The organism is Martinezella multihospitum (assembly GCF_900094585.1).
In the GTDB taxonomy this organism is placed as follows: Bacteria; Pseudomonadota; Alphaproteobacteria; order Rhizobiales; family Rhizobiaceae; genus Rhizobium; species Rhizobium multihospitium.
The window spans coordinates 1,404,227-1,419,585 of record NZ_FMAG01000001.1 but is presented as its reverse complement, the minus strand read 5'-3'; the positions used below and the strand labels follow the sequence as shown (position 1 = coordinate 1,419,585).

Sequence of the window (15,359 nt, the reverse complement as noted above, 5' to 3'; positions counted from 1 at the left end):
CATGAGCAACTGGATCGAAGTCTGCGCTGCTGATGCAATCAACGAGGAGGATGTCATCCGTTTCGATCATGACGGGCGAACCTTCGCTATCTATCGCAGCCCCGAGGACGACTACTTCGCGACGGACGGCCTGTGCACGCATGAAAAGATCCATCTCGCCGATGGCCTTGTCATGGACAACATCATCGAATGTCCCAAGCATAATGGCCGCTTCGACTACCGTACCGGCGAAGCCAAGGGCGCTCCGGTCTGCATCAATCTGCAGACCTATCCGGTCAAGGTCGAGAATGGCACCGTCTTCATCGAACTCTGAGGAGACTATCGTGGCGCATTTCGTCATTGTCGGAGCCGGGGAATGCGGTGCCCGCGCTGCCTTCGCACTTCGTGAAAAGGGATTTGCGGGCGACATCACCCTCATCGGCACCGAGCCGCTTGCCCCATACGAGCGCCCGCCGCTTTCGAAAAGCGGATCGGATGAAGCGCCCAAGCCAAAGTTCGTCGCAGCGTTGGAACGTTACCAGGAGCTGTCGATCGACCTGAGGCTCAACACGACGGTGACAGCGATCGCTCCTGCCACAAGGACGGTCAGGCTCGCGGATGGAGAAACGCTGAGCTACGACAAACTGCTGCTCGCAACGGGAGCCTCTGCACGGGGCTTTCCCGGCACTGATGGCACCTCTCACCGTATCCGCATGCTGCGGACCCATGCGGATGCGGTGGCATTGCATGCCGCTCTCAACCCCGGACAGCACATTGCCATCATTGGCGGCGGCTTTATTGGTCTTGAACTGGCAGCGACGGCACGCAAGCGCGGTGCCGACGTCACTATCATCGAGGGTCTGCAGCGGGTGTTGAAACGCGGCGTGCCGGAAGAAATCGCCGAGGCTATTACCGAACGGCATCGTCGGGAAGGCGCCGATATACGCTGCGGTCAGGTCATCGAAGCGGTGCAGGAGGACGCCGACAAGGTGGTTGTTCGCATGGCAACCGGTGAAGTGATCTCTGCCAACCTCCTGCTCATCGGTATCGGCGCCCTCCCGAATGTCGCGCTCGCTGCGGACGCAGGCCTTGCGATCGACAACGGCATCGCCGTCAACGAGCGGCTGGAGACCTCGATTGCCGATATCTATGCGGCGGGCGATTGCTGCTCCTTTCCGCTGGCGCTCTATGGCGGAAGACGCGTTCGCCTCGAATCCTGGCGCAACGCGCAGGAGCAGGCAAATCTCGCCGCCGCCAATATGCTGGGAGAAGGTACGGAGATATCCGCCGTGCCGTGGTTCTGGTCCGACCAGTATGACCTGACATTGCAGATCGCCGGCCTTGCGGATGAAGCGGTCGCCCATGTGCGGCGCGACCTCGATGACGGGGCGTTCATCCTCTTCCATCTCGGCGCGGACGGAAGGCTGCTCGCCGCCAGCGGCATCGGACGCGGCAATGCCATAGCACGCGATATCCGCCTTGCCGAGATGCTGATCGCCGCCCGCGCGCATCCGGATCAGGCCGCCCTGGCGGCAAGCACGGTCAAGCTGAAGTCGCTGCTTGCGGCGTAACCATCCATATCGAGGAACATCCAATGCAAAAGCACGATCGTCCGACGGTTGCCGATCTCCTGTCGTTCAAAGGAAAGCGACAACTAACAATGCTGCGCGTCACCTCGCTTGAGGAAGCGGAAGCCGCCGAGAGAGCCGGCATCGATATGCTTTCCGTCCCGCCAGCACTTTTAGGCCCCTCATTCCGCGAAGCCGCGCCAAGCCCCTTTGCAATACCGGGCCTGGAATATGGCGATTATGTCTCGGCAGAAGAATATATGCGGGAGGCATTCAAGGCACTGAAAGCCGGAGGCGATGCTGTTTACTGCGCCGCAAGCGTCGCGATCATTCGACGAATGCGGGACGAGGGAATTCCTGTCTGTAGCCACGTTGGTCTCATTCCTTCGAGGGCGACATGGACGGGCGGTTTCCGTGCCGTCGGAAAAACGTCGATCAGCGCTTTTGAGATTTGGCGCCAGACCAAGGCGTTGGAAGAAGCCGGCGCCTTCGCCGTCGAAATCGAGGTTGTCCCCGGCGACGTTGCGGCCGCCATCAGCCAAAGGACATCGATGCTGATGATTTCGATGGGGGCAGGAACGGGATGTGACGCGCAATATCTGTTTGCCGATGATGTCCTTGGCAGCAATCGCGGCCATCGCCCCCGCCATGCGAAGGTCTACCGCGATTTCGCGGCGGAGTTCGACCGGCTGCAGAATGAGCGCGTTGCCGCCTTTGCCGAATTTGCCGGTGACGTTCGTTCCGGCGTCTATCCGGAGAAGGGACATCAGGTCGCGATCGACAGGCAAGAATTTGAGGCATTCCTGCACATCCTCGCCGAGCAAACTCTTTAATCGCACCTTGGGCTTCCGGTGAAGCATTTATCACATCGAATTGGGCTACTTCGAATGAAAACCTATGTCCTGACCGTATCCTGCCAATCGACGCGTGGGATCGTAGCGGCGATCTCGAACTATCTGGCCGGTGAGGGCTGCAACATCGTCGATTCCAGCCAGTTCGACGATCTCGATACCGGCCGCTTCTTCATGCGCGTCTCCTTCATCTCCGAGGAAGGCGTCGGCCAGGCAGCGCTTGCCGAAGGCTTCAAGCCGATCGCCGAAAAGTTCGCCATGGATGCGGAGATCCATGATGGGAAGAAGCGCATGAAGGTGCTGCTGATGGTGTCGCGCTTCGGCCATTGCCTCAACGACCTGCTCTATCGCTGGAAGATCGGTGCCCTGCCGATCGACATCGTCGGCGTCGTCTCCAACCATTTCGATTACCAGAAAGTCGTCGTCAATCACGATATCCCCTTCCACCACATCAAGGTGACGAAGGAGAACAAGCCGCAGGCCGAAGCCCAGCTCCTGGATCTGGTCGAGCAGACCGGAACCGAGCTCGTCGTGCTGGCCCGCTACATGCAGGTCCTGTCGGATGCGCTGTGCCGGAAGATGTCGGGCCGGATCATCAACATCCACCATTCCTTCCTGCCGTCCTTCAAGGGGGCGAACCCTTACAAGCAGGCCTATGAGCGCGGGGTGAAGCTGATCGGGGCGACGGCGCATTATGTGACGGCCGATCTCGACGAGGGTCCGATCATCGAGCAGGACACGGCGCGCATCACGCATGCGCAGTCGGCCGAGGATTACGTCTCGATCGGCCGCGATGTCGAGAGCCAGGTTCTCGCCCGTGCCATCCATGCGCATATCCACTATCGCACCTTCCTCAATGGCAACCGCACCATCGTCTTCCCGGCAAGCCCAGGCTCCTATGCCTCCGAGCGCATGGGGTGAGTGATGGCGCTCGCAACGGTGATTGACGGGAAACAGGCGGCAGCCTCGGTGATCGAGGCTGTGAAGGCTGCATCAGCGGGACTTGAGCAGGAGGCCGGCGTGAAGACCGGCCTTGCGGTCGTCATCGTCGGCGACGATCCGGCCAGCCACGCCTATGTGAACTCCAAGAGCAAGATGGCCAAGGAATGCGGCTTCAAGTCGGTGCAGCACACGCTGCCGGTGGAAACAACGCAGGAAGAGCTCGCCGCCCTGGTGGCCTCGCTGAATGACGATGCCTCCATTCATGGCATTCTGGTGCAGCTGCCGTTGCCGAAGCATCTCAATTCCGATGCGATCATCCAGTCGATCAAGCCGGGGAAGGATGTCGATGGGCTGCATGTGGTCAATGCCGGCAAGCTTGCGACCGGCGATCTCGATACCGGGCTGATCTCGTGCACGCCGGCCGGCGCCATGCTTTTGGTGCGCTCCATCCATGGCGAGGAGCTGTCGGGGCTGAACGCCGTGGTCATCGGCCGCTCCAACCTGTTCGGCAAGCCGATGGCACAATTGCTGCTCAATGCCAATGCGACGGTGACGACGGCGCATTCGCGGACGAAGGATCTGGCCTCGGTCGCACGCGGCGCCGATATTCTGGTGGCGGCCGTCGGCCGGGCTGAGATGGTCAAGGCGGACTGGGTGAAGCCGGGTGCGACCGTCATCGATGTCGGCATCAACCGGATTGCGGCACCCGAGCGTGGCGAGGGCAAGAGCCGGCTGGTGGGCGATGTCGCCTATGCGGAAGCATCCGGTGTCGCCAAGGCCATCACGCCGGTTCCGGGCGGTGTCGGGCCGATGACGATTGCCATGCTGATGGCCAATACCGTCATTGCAGCTCATCGCGCCGCGGGCAAGACGCCGCCGAGGTTTTGAGGGAAAGAGGTGTTTAGGCCACCGCCCCATCGAGCTCATTCATCACCGGCAGCTGAAATTGATCGATCAGCACGACGGGCGTTTTGCCTCCTCGACGAGTTCGCTCCGAGCCTGGCTTGTGATTGCCCTGTATTGACACGCCAGCATATCCCCTACGGGCTCGTAGGCGCTCCTCAAGACCTTTCTAGACACAGCGCTCATCCTCGCAGTGATGGTTTGCCGATCGGTCGAACTGCATGAGCATCACGCAGATTCGCGGCAAATGGACTGGTCAATTCTTTCTTGAAACAATTTTGGTAACCCGCAATGATCATTAGGAAATACCTGACCTGAGGGGTAAGAGCTTGATTCGTGATCGCGTGTTGGTGACCGGATCCAACGGAGCTGTTGGACGAGCCGTAACGGAATTGCTTCTAGCCTCGTCGATCGATGTTGTCGGCGTCGACCAGCGAGAGCCCGATGACGCGTCCAAGGTCTCCGCCAACCCCGACGCGTCGTTTCGTTGGATTAAGGCAGATATAACCAATCCCGCAGAACTCGCACCGCTTGGCCAAGAACTTCGTGATCGAGAACCGCTTAGCGGTATCGTGTGTGCGGCGGGAATCGAAGGACCTGCGGGGTCGGTGCTCTCCATAGACGATGACGCTTTCGCGCATGTGATGAATGTGAATGTCACCGCCCAATTCCTCTGTATAAAATATCTCGCTCCAGCGCTTCGTCAAAACGGTCGAGGGTCGATCGTCATGGTCGGAAGCACGTCGGGTGCGCTGGGAAACGCCAACGCCAGCGCCTACGTCGCTTCCAAACATGCCGTTGTCGGCCTGACACGAGCCGCCGCGGTTGATCTCGCCCCGCTAGGCATTCGCGTCAATTGCGTTGCGCCAGGCCCGCTTGAAACCCCACTCATGGCAGCCTTTGAACTGTCGCATGATGGAGCATCCCACATAAGGGACTGGTATGAGAGCAACACGCCCCTTCGGCGCTATGGCAAGGTGGAAGAAGTCGCACAGTTAATCGCGTTCCTACTCTCGCCGCAGGCGAGTTTCGTTACGGGCGGCGTATATTTGTGCGATGGTGGGCTAACCGCGAGCGGTCGCATCGACTAGCTATGCTGTCCCGAATGCTCGATGGAATGCCCCCGCCGCCCGCCTTCGAGCCTATAGCCTCGCAGCCTGTGCGTAGGTCCAGGCGCCGGTCGGGAAATTGCAGGCGCTTGCCGGGAATCTGGATTTCAATTTTGTCGCTTCGGCGGGCTTTGGTAGCGAAGCGGCTGACCGCACAACTCAGCAAGCGCGAATCGGAAGGGGTTTCAGAGCCGAGGGCGATTTCGACACCTAATTTCGAACCCGACCTGGAACAATGCTCGGACCACAAAGATGGCTAGAGCTAAGTTGGTTGAGTTATCTCAGGTGCCCGATGGTTTGCGCCATCGAGCTTTCCAATGCCGCTCAAATGTCAGGCCATCCCCGCGCTTTCGCGGGGACCGCAGAAGACTGCCCCCTTGTCGAAGAGCGGATGCCACGTGGCACATATATGCAATCTGCTTTGTTGCTAATCTACAACATTTGATTGAATAATGATTCCAAAAGAATCAATCTCAGGGATTCTCGAGCATGAGAAATTGCCTTTTAGGTTGCTTTATATAGTACTTCGATTGAGTAGAGGGGCGTCAGCCACAATGCAGACGGGCAAGCACAAGAGCAATTTCCTGCTTTTCGTGGCGGGGTTTGCTCGGTCTTTGGGTTGGGCAAATGACAAGCGTCGAACAGCTGGCGACCAAAGCTACAGGAAGAGAAACCTGTCCTGGGGACAATAGTTTCGTATCAGAAAATGCTCTCGCTAAAATTCAGGCTCGCCGCGCAATGCGGGACGCGAGCCAGATCTCTAAAATAACCACGCGATCGATAGATTTCAGCGCGCGCGCTTGTACGCTGCTGCTTAGGATAATGCTGCTCGCTGCCTTATTCTGCACCGGTCTATCGCTGGCAACCCCGGGCGCGGCCTACGCGGCATGTACTACCCTCAATTTCCCCGATTCCCATACGACGCCGTCGACAAGCCCGATGGCTTCCGGCGGGACGCTTAATGTCAACATCGGCACGCTGTGCGATCCAGTTGGTCTCAATCCCATTGGCGATCCAAACGTAGTTCTTCCACAGCATGGTACGATAACGAGCTACAACTCGGCGGCCGGCTCGTTCATCTACACGAACAACGGCGACGGAGCGACCCAAGACACCTTTACGTTGGTCGATGCGAGCGCGCATCCCTTCACAGTGAATATTGCAATCGCGCCGGCGGGATTGACACCACCTACTGCTGGCCCGGTCAGCGCCACGGTAAGCCATGGCAGCACGTCCAATACGATTACGCTGAACCTGTCGGGAGGAGCAGCTTCCTCGGTGGCCGTCGGGACGCAGGCGTCTCACGGAACTGCCACAGCCAGTGGTACCTCAATCACCTATACGCCGACAGCGAGCTATTCCGGACCGGATAGTTTCACCTACACCGCGACCAATGCAGCCGGCACATCATCGCCCGCGACGGTGACCATAACGGTCAGTCCACCGACGATTACGCTCGGGCCAGCGACACTCACCTCAGGCGCTGTCGGAACGACTTATAACCAGACCGTCAGCGCCACCGGTGGCACCAGCTCTTACACTTATGCGGTCACAGGTGCCCTTCCCACCGGTCTGAGCCTGTCAACGACGACTGGCGTGATTTCCGGCACGCCAACGCAAGCAGGCAGCTTCACCTTCACAATTTCCGCCACCGATAGTTCGACCGGGACCGGGCCGTTCACTGGTTCGGAATCTTATACTTTGACCATTTCCCCGCCGACGATTTCGGTCAACCCAGCCTCCTTGTCGACAGGCACGGTCGGAACCGCCTATAGCCAAACTATCACGGCATCGGGCGGCACCAGTTCCTATAGTTTCAGTGTCACATCAGGTGCTCTACCAGCCGGCTTGACGCTCTCCTCCTCAGGCACGCTTTCCGGCACGCCGACGGCAGGCGGCACATTCAACTTCACGGTCACCGCGCGGGATAGTTCCACCGGCACGGGTGCACCATTCACCGGTTCGAAGGCTTACAGCCTGACCATTGCGGCGCCGACGATTACGATCGCGCCGGCGACGTTGACGGCTGCGGCCATCGGTGCCAGCTACAATCAAACCATCTCCGCATCCGGCGGCACCAGTTCCTATAGTTTTGCCGTTACGGCCGGTTCGCTTCCGAACGGCCTGACACTGTCATCGGGAGGTGTAATCACCGGCACGCCGACCGCGGGAGGCAACTTCAATTTCACTGTCACGGCAACGGACAGTTCCACGGGTACAGGCCCCTTTAATACCTCAAGACCCTATACCCTGACGGTTTCAGCGCCAACGATTACAGTCGCACCGACCACACTCCCGTCCGCCACCGTTGCTGCCAGCTATAGTCAAACCATTACAGCGTCGGGAGGTACGAGTTCCTATAGTTTTGCCGTCACAGCGGGCGCTCTTCCAGCAGGCCTGACGCTCTCATCGGGAGGCGCACTCACAGGCACGCCGACGGCAGGCGGAACGTTCAACTTCACAGTTACCGCGACCGATAGTTCGACCGGGACCGGGCCGTTCAACGGTTCGAGGGCCTATAGCTTGAGCGTTTCAGCGCCGACGATCACTATCAACCCTCCCTCCCTGTCTGCCGCAACGGCGGGAACAGCCTTTAGTCAGACGCTCACAGCGTCAGGCGGCACAGGTTCCTATACCTATTCGCTGTCGACAGGCACGCTTCCGACAGGGATGGTGCTTTCCTCAACCGGCCTGCTGTCCGGTACGCCGATCGACGCCGGGAACTTCAGCTTCACTATCGTTGCGAGGGATAGCTCCACCGGCACAGGCCCCTTTACCGGCGCACAGGCCTACACACTGGCGGTTGCCGCCCCGACGATCACGATCACACCGGCAACGCTGCCGGGGGGCACGGCCGGAACCGCCTATAGCCAGACATTGACGGCCTCGGGTGGAACCGGTTCCTATACCTTTAACCTCACAAGCGGGAACCTTCCGCCGGGCGTAGCGCTTTCGTCGGCCGGTGCACTCACCGGTACGCCGACAACCGCCGGGCCTTTCAATTTCACCATCACCGCGACAGACGGCAACCACTTTACCGGCTCTCAGGCCTATAGCGTCACGATCGGTGCCCCGACGATCACGATCACCCCGGCATCTCTGCCAGGAGGCACGGCCGGAACCGCCTATAGCCAGACACTGACGGCCTCGGGTGGAACCGGTTCCTATACCTTTAGCCTCAAAAGCGGGAACCTTCCGCCGGGCGTAGCGCTTGCCTCGACCGGTACGCTCGTCGGCACACCGACAACCGCCGGGCCTTTCAGCTTCACCATCACCGCGACAGACGGCAACCACTTTACCGGCTCTCAGGCCTATAGCGTCACGATCGGCGCCCCGACGATCACGATCACCCCGACAACCCTGCCAGGAGGCACGGCCGGAACCGCCTATAGCCAGACACTGACAGCCTCGGGCGGAACTAGTCCTTATACCTACAGCCTCGCGAGCGGGAACCTTCCGGTGGGCGTGGCGCTTTCCTCGACCGGTACTCTCATCGGTACGCCGACGACCGCCGGGCCTTTCAATTTCACGATCACCGCAACAGACGCCAACCACTTTACCGGCTCTCAGGCCTATACCGTCACGATCGGCGCCCCGACGATCACGATCACACCGGCAACGCTGCCGGGGGGCACGGCCGGAACCGCCTATAGCCAGACATTGACGGCCTCGGGTGGGACCGGTTCCTATACCTTTAACCTCACAAGCGGGAACCTTCCGCCGGGCGTGGCGCTTTCGTCGGCCGGTGCGCTCACCGGTACACCGACAACCGCCGGGCCTTTCAATTTCACCATCACCGCGACAGACGGCAACCACTTTACCGGCTCTCAGGCCTATAGCGTCACGATCGGTGCTCCAACGATCACCGTTGCGCCGGCAACGCTGCCACCGGCCGGGATCGGGGCCACCTATAGCCAGACCTTCACCGCCTCCGGCGGCATCGGCTCCTACAGCTACGCACTCACGGCAGGCGCTTTGCCAGCCGGTCTCACCCTGTCGTCGGGCGGCATACTCTCCGGCACGCCGACAGCCGGCGGCACCTTCAATATCACGATCACGGCGACGGACAGCGCTACGTTTACGGGCTCCAGGGCCTATAGCCTGGTTGTCGGCGCTCCGACGATTGCAATCGCGCCGACCACGTTGCCGGCTGCAACCGTTGCTGCCGCCTACAACCAAACCATCACGGCTTCAGGCGGCACCAGTCCTTATAACTATGCGATAACGGCTGGTACTCTGCCCGCCGGCCTGACGCTGTCGTCCGGCGGCGTTCTCTCCGGCACTCCGACGGCATCGGGCACTTTCAACGTGACGATCACCGCAACCGACGGTTCGACCGGAGCCGGTCCCTTTACGGGCTCCAGAGCCTACAGTCTGGCGGTCAACGTCCAGCCACCGATCGCCGGCAACGTCGCGGCGACCGTTGCCGCCAATTCATCGACCAATCCGATCACACTCACCATCACAGGCGGCGCGCCCGCCTCAGTCGCAGTGGCAACCGGGGCCGGCCATGGAACCGCAACCGCCTCGGGGACATCCATCACCTATACGCCCACACCAGGCTATAGCGGATCGGACAGCTTCACCTACACTGCAACCAACGCCTCCGGCACTTCGGCACCAGCAACCGTGAGCATGACGATCACGGCGCCAAACCTGATATTCTCACCGCCGAGTGGTGCCTTGCCGGCCGGCGTCGTCACCACCGCCTACAGCGAGACCATCACGGCTTCGGGTGGGACCAGCCCTTATAACTATAGCGCCACCGGCACGCTGCCGGCCGGGCTGGCGCTCAACCATGCAACAGGAGCCATTACCGGCACGCCGACGACGCCGGGCAATTACAGCTTCTCCATGACCGCCATCGATGCCAACGGCGCCATGACCTCTGCAGCCTATACGATCGCCATCTCGCCGCCACCAACGACGTTCGTGTTCAGTCCGGCAGGCGGGGCACTCCCCGATGCAATGGCGGGGGAAGCCTGCAGCCAGCAGATCACGACAACCGGCGGCGCGGGCACGAAGATCTATAGCCTTGCCTCCGGCAGCCTGCCGAACGGCCTGGTGCTCAACATCTCCACCGGCCAGCTCAACGGTCCGCTCGCGGGAGGCACGGAAGGCGATTACAATTTCACCATCCAGGTTCGCGACGGCAACGGCGCGACCGGGAGCGCTTCCTATAGCCTGAGAGTGAAGACCCGATCGGTTACCGTTCTGGACATGGTCGTCAACGTACCGGCAGGCTCCGCGCCTCCTGACGTTTACCTTAATCGCGGCGCAACCGGCGGCCCGTTCACGTCCGCGATCCTCGCTTTCGTGGAGCCTGCCAATGCCGGCACGGCGACGATCATCCAGGGGCAGTTGGCGCAGGCAGGCCCGGTTACCACTCCCGTTGGCTGGTATCTGCACTATGTGCTGAACCCGGCCTATTCCGGCCAGGTCCGTGTCGGCTACAAGCTCGTCAGCGCGCTTGGAACCTCCAATACAGCCACCGTCACCTACAATGTCAGTTACGACGCCGGCAAGGTTGCCGACGACATCAGCAATCTCGTGCATGACTTCGTGCAATCCCGACAGAACATGATCGCCAACACGATCGAGGTGCCGGGACTTCTCCAGCGCCGGCAGATGGAGAAGGCGACGGACCCGATCAGCGCGCGCATGACACCGTCGGAAGAGGGCATGACGCTCAGCTTCTCCACCAGCCTCACGCAGATGCGGGCGGCAGGCGGCGATCCGGATGCGGCGTCCGCCCCGTTCAACGTCTGGATCGGCGGCGCCTTCCTGACCCATAACGACAAGGGCAGCAAGGACACCAACAACTCGAAATGGGGCAGCTTCGCCATGGTCAACATGGGCGTGGACTATCTGATCTCCGAACATGCGCTGATCGGTCTCTCCTTCCACTATGACCGCATGACGGATCCGACCGATGAGGATGCGGAACTGACGGGCAATGGCTGGCTTGCCGGACCCTATGCCTCGATCGAGCTCGGCAAGGGCGTATTCTGGAATGGCAGCCTGCGCTATGGCGGTTCGAACAACACCATCGACACCCAGTTCTGGGACGGCAATTTCAAGACCACGCGGTGGATGGCCGATACGTCGATCGAGGGTCAATGGTACCTCGATGAGGACACGACACTGTCGCCGAAGCTCAGGGCGATCTACTTCTCGGAAAAGGTCGACGACTATACGGTCAAGAACGGTGCCGGCGATGCGATCACCATCGAAGGCTTCAACGAGGACCAGTTCCGCATCAGTCTTGGCGCCGAGATCGCAAGATCCTTCACGCTCGAAAGCGGTGCCAAGCTAACGCCGAAGCTCGGGCTGACCGCTGGCTTCTCTGGTCTCGACGGAGCCGGTGCCTTCGGTGCAGTCACCGCCGGTGTCTCCATACAGACCATGAACTTCTGGATGCTCGACACCAGCCTGCTCTTCAACATCGAAGGCGACGGGCAGAAATCCGTCGGCGCCAAGGTCGCCGCAAGCAAGAAATTTTGATGGCGCCTCAGGGCTTCGCGAGGGTCGGGCAATCGTGAGGCCGCCTTATGGGCGGCGGCTCCATGTTCGGTTTCAAATCGCCCGGTTGGGCAGATCATGCCCCGGCCCTTGATGAGGCCAATCGCGCGATTTGCTCGACCGCGATCGGTGTAATTTGCGCCATGCAGCGAATAATGGGCCATCTCTACAGCACGCAGCTGTTCATGAGCGGATAGTCCGGTATTTTGAGTATTCGCGCTCTGTATTTTTAATTTATACAACCGAATAACATAATGATAATTATCGACTTTCCTATTTTTCGACATTTTATCTACAACCTTCGATTTTTAAAAAGATTATAGAAATTCCCTGAATTTTTATACCTATGAGGGTCAAGTTTGTTCTTGCATCTATCGTATTGATTGAGCGATGATGGCAGTTAATATAATTAGAATATTCAGGGGTATGAGATGTCAGACGTGTTTCTTGGCCAGATTATGCTCACAGGATTTTCGTTTGCGCCCAGGGGTTTTGCGCTGTGCAATGGCCAGATTCTCCCCATCGCGCAGAACCAAGCCTTGTTCTCACTATTGGCCACTTACTATGGTGGAGATGGCATTCGAACCTTCGGCCTGCCCAATATGCAGAGCCGCACGCCGGTCGGATTTGGACCTTCCATCGATCCCGCGTGGCAGCCCGATCCATACGAGCTCGGCGAAACCGGAGGCACGGAAAATGTGACCGTGCTGCAGCAGCAATTGCCTCAGCACATTCATATCGCGACCGGAACGACCAGCAATGGCACTGTGCGCAGCCCGAGTAATGCGCTTTACGGGACCAACAGTGCCAATATCTACGGTCCTTCCAGCGGCGCCCAAGTCGTACTGTCGAGCCAGACCGTGACTCCCGCCGGCAACACCCAGCCTCACGCCAATATGCAACCCTACGACGTGATCAATTATTGCATTGCGCTGCAGGGAATTTTTCCGTCTCGCAGCTGATCATCTCTTGTCAACCTTTTGCTCGGAGGATCAACGATGAGCGCCCCCTTTGTCGGAGAAATCCGGCTTTTTGGTTTTTCCCGCGTGCCCTACGGATGGCTGCCGTGCAACAATTCCCTGCAGTCCATCTCGATATATCAGGAACTGTACACGTTGATCGGTACGATCTATGGCGGCGATGGTATAACAACGTTTGCGACGCCCAATCTATGCGGGCGCGTGCCTATGCATCAAGGTACGGGGCTGGGTCTGTCGACCTATGTGATCGGCCAATCCGCAGGCAGCGAGAACGTCACACTTCTACCTTTGCAAATGCCGTCGCACACGCACCCATACCTCGCCACCACGGGCGCCGCGAACAGCAAATCTGTGGGACCATCGGTCGAGCTTGGCGCGGTGAGCGGCGATACGATGTATGCGACGGACATAAGCGGAGCCACTCCGATCACAACGTCACCGGCGGCAACGCAGATGACGGGATCCACGACCCCACATGACAATACGATGCCGACGCTGACGGTGCAGTATTGCATTGCATGGGCCGGCATCTTTCCCTCACAGGGCTGAATCGCGCCTTTTCCATCGAGGACATTGCTATGACACAACCTTTCATCGGCGAGATCCAACTGTTTGGTTTCAACTTCGCTCCGCTCCATTGGGCATTCTGCAATGGCGCGATGATCCCGATCCAACAGAACACCGCGCTTTTTTCCCTGCTTGGCGTCCAGTATGGCGGCAACGGCACCACCTCGTTCCAATTGCCCAACTTTGCCAATCGCGCAGGCTGCAATCAGGGTCAGGGACCAGGCCTGACGCCACGTATCGAGGGCGAGACCTTCGGCAGCAACGGCGTAACCCTGACGCAGGCGCAGATGCCGGCACACGCGCATTCCTTGACCCTCTTTAATCAGGGCGACACTTCCAAGCGAGCCGCCACGCCGAGCACCGGAAACGCCTTGAGCCTGCCGAATTCGAGCAGTCCGTTTCTGCCCAATACCCAGCCGAACGCGCAGTTCGCGCAGAATGTCATCGGCATTGCGGGCGCGAGCCAGCCGCACGAAAACCGTCAGCCCTATCTCGCGGTCAACTTCAGCATCGCGCTCAGCGGCACATTTCCATCCTTCGGTTGATGTCTGGCGCAGTGGTCGGCCCGCTACCGGAGTTTCCTGCGCGCACTGACCATCATCGGCTCCGTGTTCCCGCCTGCATGCTGCGCCCTGCACGGCTGGACGATATTCCGTTTCTACGCCAGCTTTACCGTTCGTTTCGCGAGACTGAACTGGCGCTGTTGCCGTGGTCGCCGGAGGATAAGCAGGCATTTTTAGATCAGCAATTCAATCTCCAACATCGCTATTACATTGCCACCTTCCCGCAGACCAACTTCCTGATCATAGAGAAGGACGGCATTTCCATCGGCCGCCTTTACATTAATGTCAGCACGGACATCTGGCACATCATCGATATCGGATTTCTGCCGGAATGGCGTGGTTTGGGCTTGGGCACGGCGACGCTGAAAGCCATTCAAGATGCGACGGCAGCAGGCAAAAGCTCAGGGATCACCTTGCATGTCGATCGAAACAACAGACGCGCCTACGAGCTTTATCAGGCTTTCGGATTTAAGGTTGTTGACGCCACCGATACCCACATAGGCATGGAGTGGCGCAGACGTTAGCTCCCGTCAGATCCGCGGGTTCACCATCCGGCATCAATTGAAAATCGCCTGATAGATAATCCCATCCTTGTCCCTGGCGACCGGCACCAGGAAGATGTCGAGAATTCCAAGCGTGGCGTTGTTCAGCCTATAGATCTGTTGTGGGAACACAACCTGTGATCCACTGCGAAACAGCAGCGCGAACGGCGCCCGTGTCATTCCGGCAAAGCCCCGTTCAGGCAAAGGGCGCGCCTCGGTCAGTGTGAAGACAGAGGCCCCTCCCCCCATATCGATTTCGAACCCCTCTCCGAGACAACGGGCGAAATGATCCAGCGTTACAATCCCCATCCCAACCTCAATTGCTTCTTGGCGCCTTTTGATTGCAGAGACTTATGATTGGTATCCATGATTGAAGTCTATCAAGAGATTGGGAAGAAACAAGCAACTCATCTCCTTCAAAGAGAGCATACTGTACAGACGAAATGAATTGGTTTGTTCCACTGCTCCACCGCCACGTTTTCAAAGTTCCTTAAAGCACTCCTGTTGGCCAACAAGCGAGCGCAAACATACGAGATGGCTACGCTCCCTCGGCCAAGGATTCAGCTCGCCAGGCCCGCCATTCAGTTGAAGGGACAGTTTCCAGGCAAAGTCGCAAACGCCTCACAATAGATCAAATAGGGCGCTCAGATTTCGCGGGGCACCCGGATGTCCGGCACTCCCTCGGAGAATCCTTCGTGTTGCGAATGGCCAGTGACGTCGAGTGAACCTTGTCCGTTGCCCGGATGATGGCTGGAGTGGCTTGATGCGGCGAAGCTGCCGCAGAGATACCACGCGCCCGAACGACTACCTCCGGTCCGGCACCGACAAGAACC

General features: G+C 59.2%; 12 protein-coding genes. 11 read left to right on the top strand and 1 reads right to left on the bottom strand.

Annotation, left to right across the window (positions count from 1 at the left end; all coding sequences use genetic code 11):
- Position 1: 1 nt before the first annotated feature.
- The 11 genes from GA0061103_RS06520 (at position 2) to GA0061103_RS06470 (ending at position 14,508) form a co-directional block, all read left to right on the top strand.
- The gene (locus tag GA0061103_RS06520) at positions 2-313 is read left to right on the top strand and encodes a MocE family 2Fe-2S type ferredoxin (RefSeq protein WP_092708772.1); all 312 of its coding nucleotides are present in this window, start codon (positions 2-4) and stop codon (positions 311-313) included.
- 10 nt (positions 314-323) lie between these two features.
- Complete coding sequence (locus GA0061103_RS06515) at positions 324-1,550, top strand: NAD(P)/FAD-dependent oxidoreductase (protein WP_092708250.1); 1,227 nt, start codon at positions 324-326, stop codon at positions 1,548-1,550.
- A 23-nt stretch (positions 1,551-1,573) separates the two neighbouring features.
- Positions 1,574-2,380, top strand: coding sequence for a 3-methyl-2-oxobutanoate hydroxymethyltransferase (locus GA0061103_RS06510; RefSeq protein WP_092708247.1), 807 nt, complete (start codon positions 1,574-1,576; stop codon positions 2,378-2,380).
- Positions 2,381-2,434: 54 nt separating this feature from the next.
- Complete coding sequence (gene purU / locus GA0061103_RS06505) at positions 2,435-3,319, top strand: formyltetrahydrofolate deformylase (RefSeq protein ID WP_092708244.1); 885 nt, start codon at positions 2,435-2,437, stop codon at positions 3,317-3,319.
- 3 nt (positions 3,320-3,322) lie between these two features.
- Positions 3,323-4,228, top strand: a complete 906-nt coding sequence (locus GA0061103_RS06500) for a bifunctional methylenetetrahydrofolate dehydrogenase/methenyltetrahydrofolate cyclohydrolase (protein ID WP_092708241.1) — start codon at positions 3,323-3,325, stop codon at positions 4,226-4,228.
- Between the two features lie 344 nt (positions 4,229-4,572).
- Positions 4,573-5,334: an SDR family NAD(P)-dependent oxidoreductase gene (locus GA0061103_RS06495; protein WP_167376530.1), complete on the top strand. Its 762-nt coding sequence runs from the start codon at positions 4,573-4,575 to the stop codon at positions 5,332-5,334.
- Between the two features lie 840 nt (positions 5,335-6,174).
- The gene (locus tag GA0061103_RS06490; protein WP_208603484.1) at positions 6,175-11,856 is read left to right on the top strand and encodes a putative Ig domain-containing protein; all 5,682 of its coding nucleotides are present in this window, start codon (positions 6,175-6,177) and stop codon (positions 11,854-11,856) included.
- Between the two features lie 449 nt (positions 11,857-12,305).
- Positions 12,306-12,836 carry a phage tail protein gene (locus tag GA0061103_RS06485; RefSeq protein ID WP_092708232.1) on the top strand — a complete coding sequence of 177 codons (531 nt, stop codon included), beginning with the start codon at positions 12,306-12,308 and terminating at the stop codon, positions 12,834-12,836.
- A 36-nt stretch (positions 12,837-12,872) separates the two neighbouring features.
- Entirely contained in the window at positions 12,873-13,403 is a 531-nt protein-coding gene (locus tag GA0061103_RS06480; RefSeq protein WP_092708229.1) for a phage tail protein, read from the top strand.
- A 29-nt stretch (positions 13,404-13,432) separates the two neighbouring features.
- Complete coding sequence (locus tag GA0061103_RS06475) at positions 13,433-13,966, top strand: phage tail protein (protein ID WP_092708769.1); 534 nt, start codon at positions 13,433-13,435, stop codon at positions 13,964-13,966.
- The gene (locus GA0061103_RS06470) at positions 13,966-14,508 is read left to right on the top strand and encodes a GNAT family N-acetyltransferase (protein ID WP_092708226.1); all 543 of its coding nucleotides are present in this window, start codon (positions 13,966-13,968) and stop codon (positions 14,506-14,508) included. The genes GA0061103_RS06475 and GA0061103_RS06470 overlap by 1 nt, the downstream gene beginning before the upstream one ends.
- A 33-nt stretch (positions 14,509-14,541) precedes the next feature.
- Here GA0061103_RS06470 and GA0061103_RS06465 read toward each other — a convergent pair whose 3' ends face one another.
- Complete coding sequence (locus GA0061103_RS06465; protein ID WP_092708223.1) at positions 14,542-14,835, bottom strand: DUF6916 family protein; 294 nt, start codon at positions 14,833-14,835, stop codon at positions 14,542-14,544.
- Positions 14,836-15,359: the final 524 nt, after the last annotated feature.

What these genes read in the sequence shown, in the direction of transcription:
- GA0061103_RS06470 (WP_092708226.1), top strand. Translation starts at nt 13,966, where the DNA reads ATGTCTGGCGCAGTGGTCGGCCCGCTACCGGAGTTTCCTGCGCGCACT.
- GA0061103_RS06520 (WP_092708772.1), top strand. Translation starts at nt 2, where the DNA reads ATGAGCAACTGGATCGAAGTCTGCGCTGCTGATGCAATCAACGAGGAG.
- GA0061103_RS06500 (WP_092708241.1), top strand. Translation starts at nt 3,323, where the DNA reads ATGGCGCTCGCAACGGTGATTGACGGGAAACAGGCGGCAGCCTCGGTG.
- GA0061103_RS06480 (WP_092708229.1), top strand. Translation starts at nt 12,873, where the DNA reads ATGAGCGCCCCCTTTGTCGGAGAAATCCGGCTTTTTGGTTTTTCCCGC.
- GA0061103_RS06475 (WP_092708769.1), top strand. Translation starts at nt 13,433, where the DNA reads ATGACACAACCTTTCATCGGCGAGATCCAACTGTTTGGTTTCAACTTC.
- GA0061103_RS06510 (WP_092708247.1), top strand. Translation starts at nt 1,574, where the DNA reads ATGCAAAAGCACGATCGTCCGACGGTTGCCGATCTCCTGTCGTTCAAA.
- GA0061103_RS06490 (WP_208603484.1), top strand. Translation starts at nt 6,175, where the DNA reads ATGCTGCTCGCTGCCTTATTCTGCACCGGTCTATCGCTGGCAACCCCG.
- GA0061103_RS06465 (WP_092708223.1), bottom strand. Translation starts at nt 14,835, where the DNA reads ATGGGGATTGTAACGCTGGATCATTTCGCCCGTTGTCTCGGAGAGGGG.
- purU (WP_092708244.1), top strand. Translation starts at nt 2,435, where the DNA reads ATGAAAACCTATGTCCTGACCGTATCCTGCCAATCGACGCGTGGGATC.
- GA0061103_RS06485 (WP_092708232.1), top strand. Translation starts at nt 12,306, where the DNA reads ATGTCAGACGTGTTTCTTGGCCAGATTATGCTCACAGGATTTTCGTTT.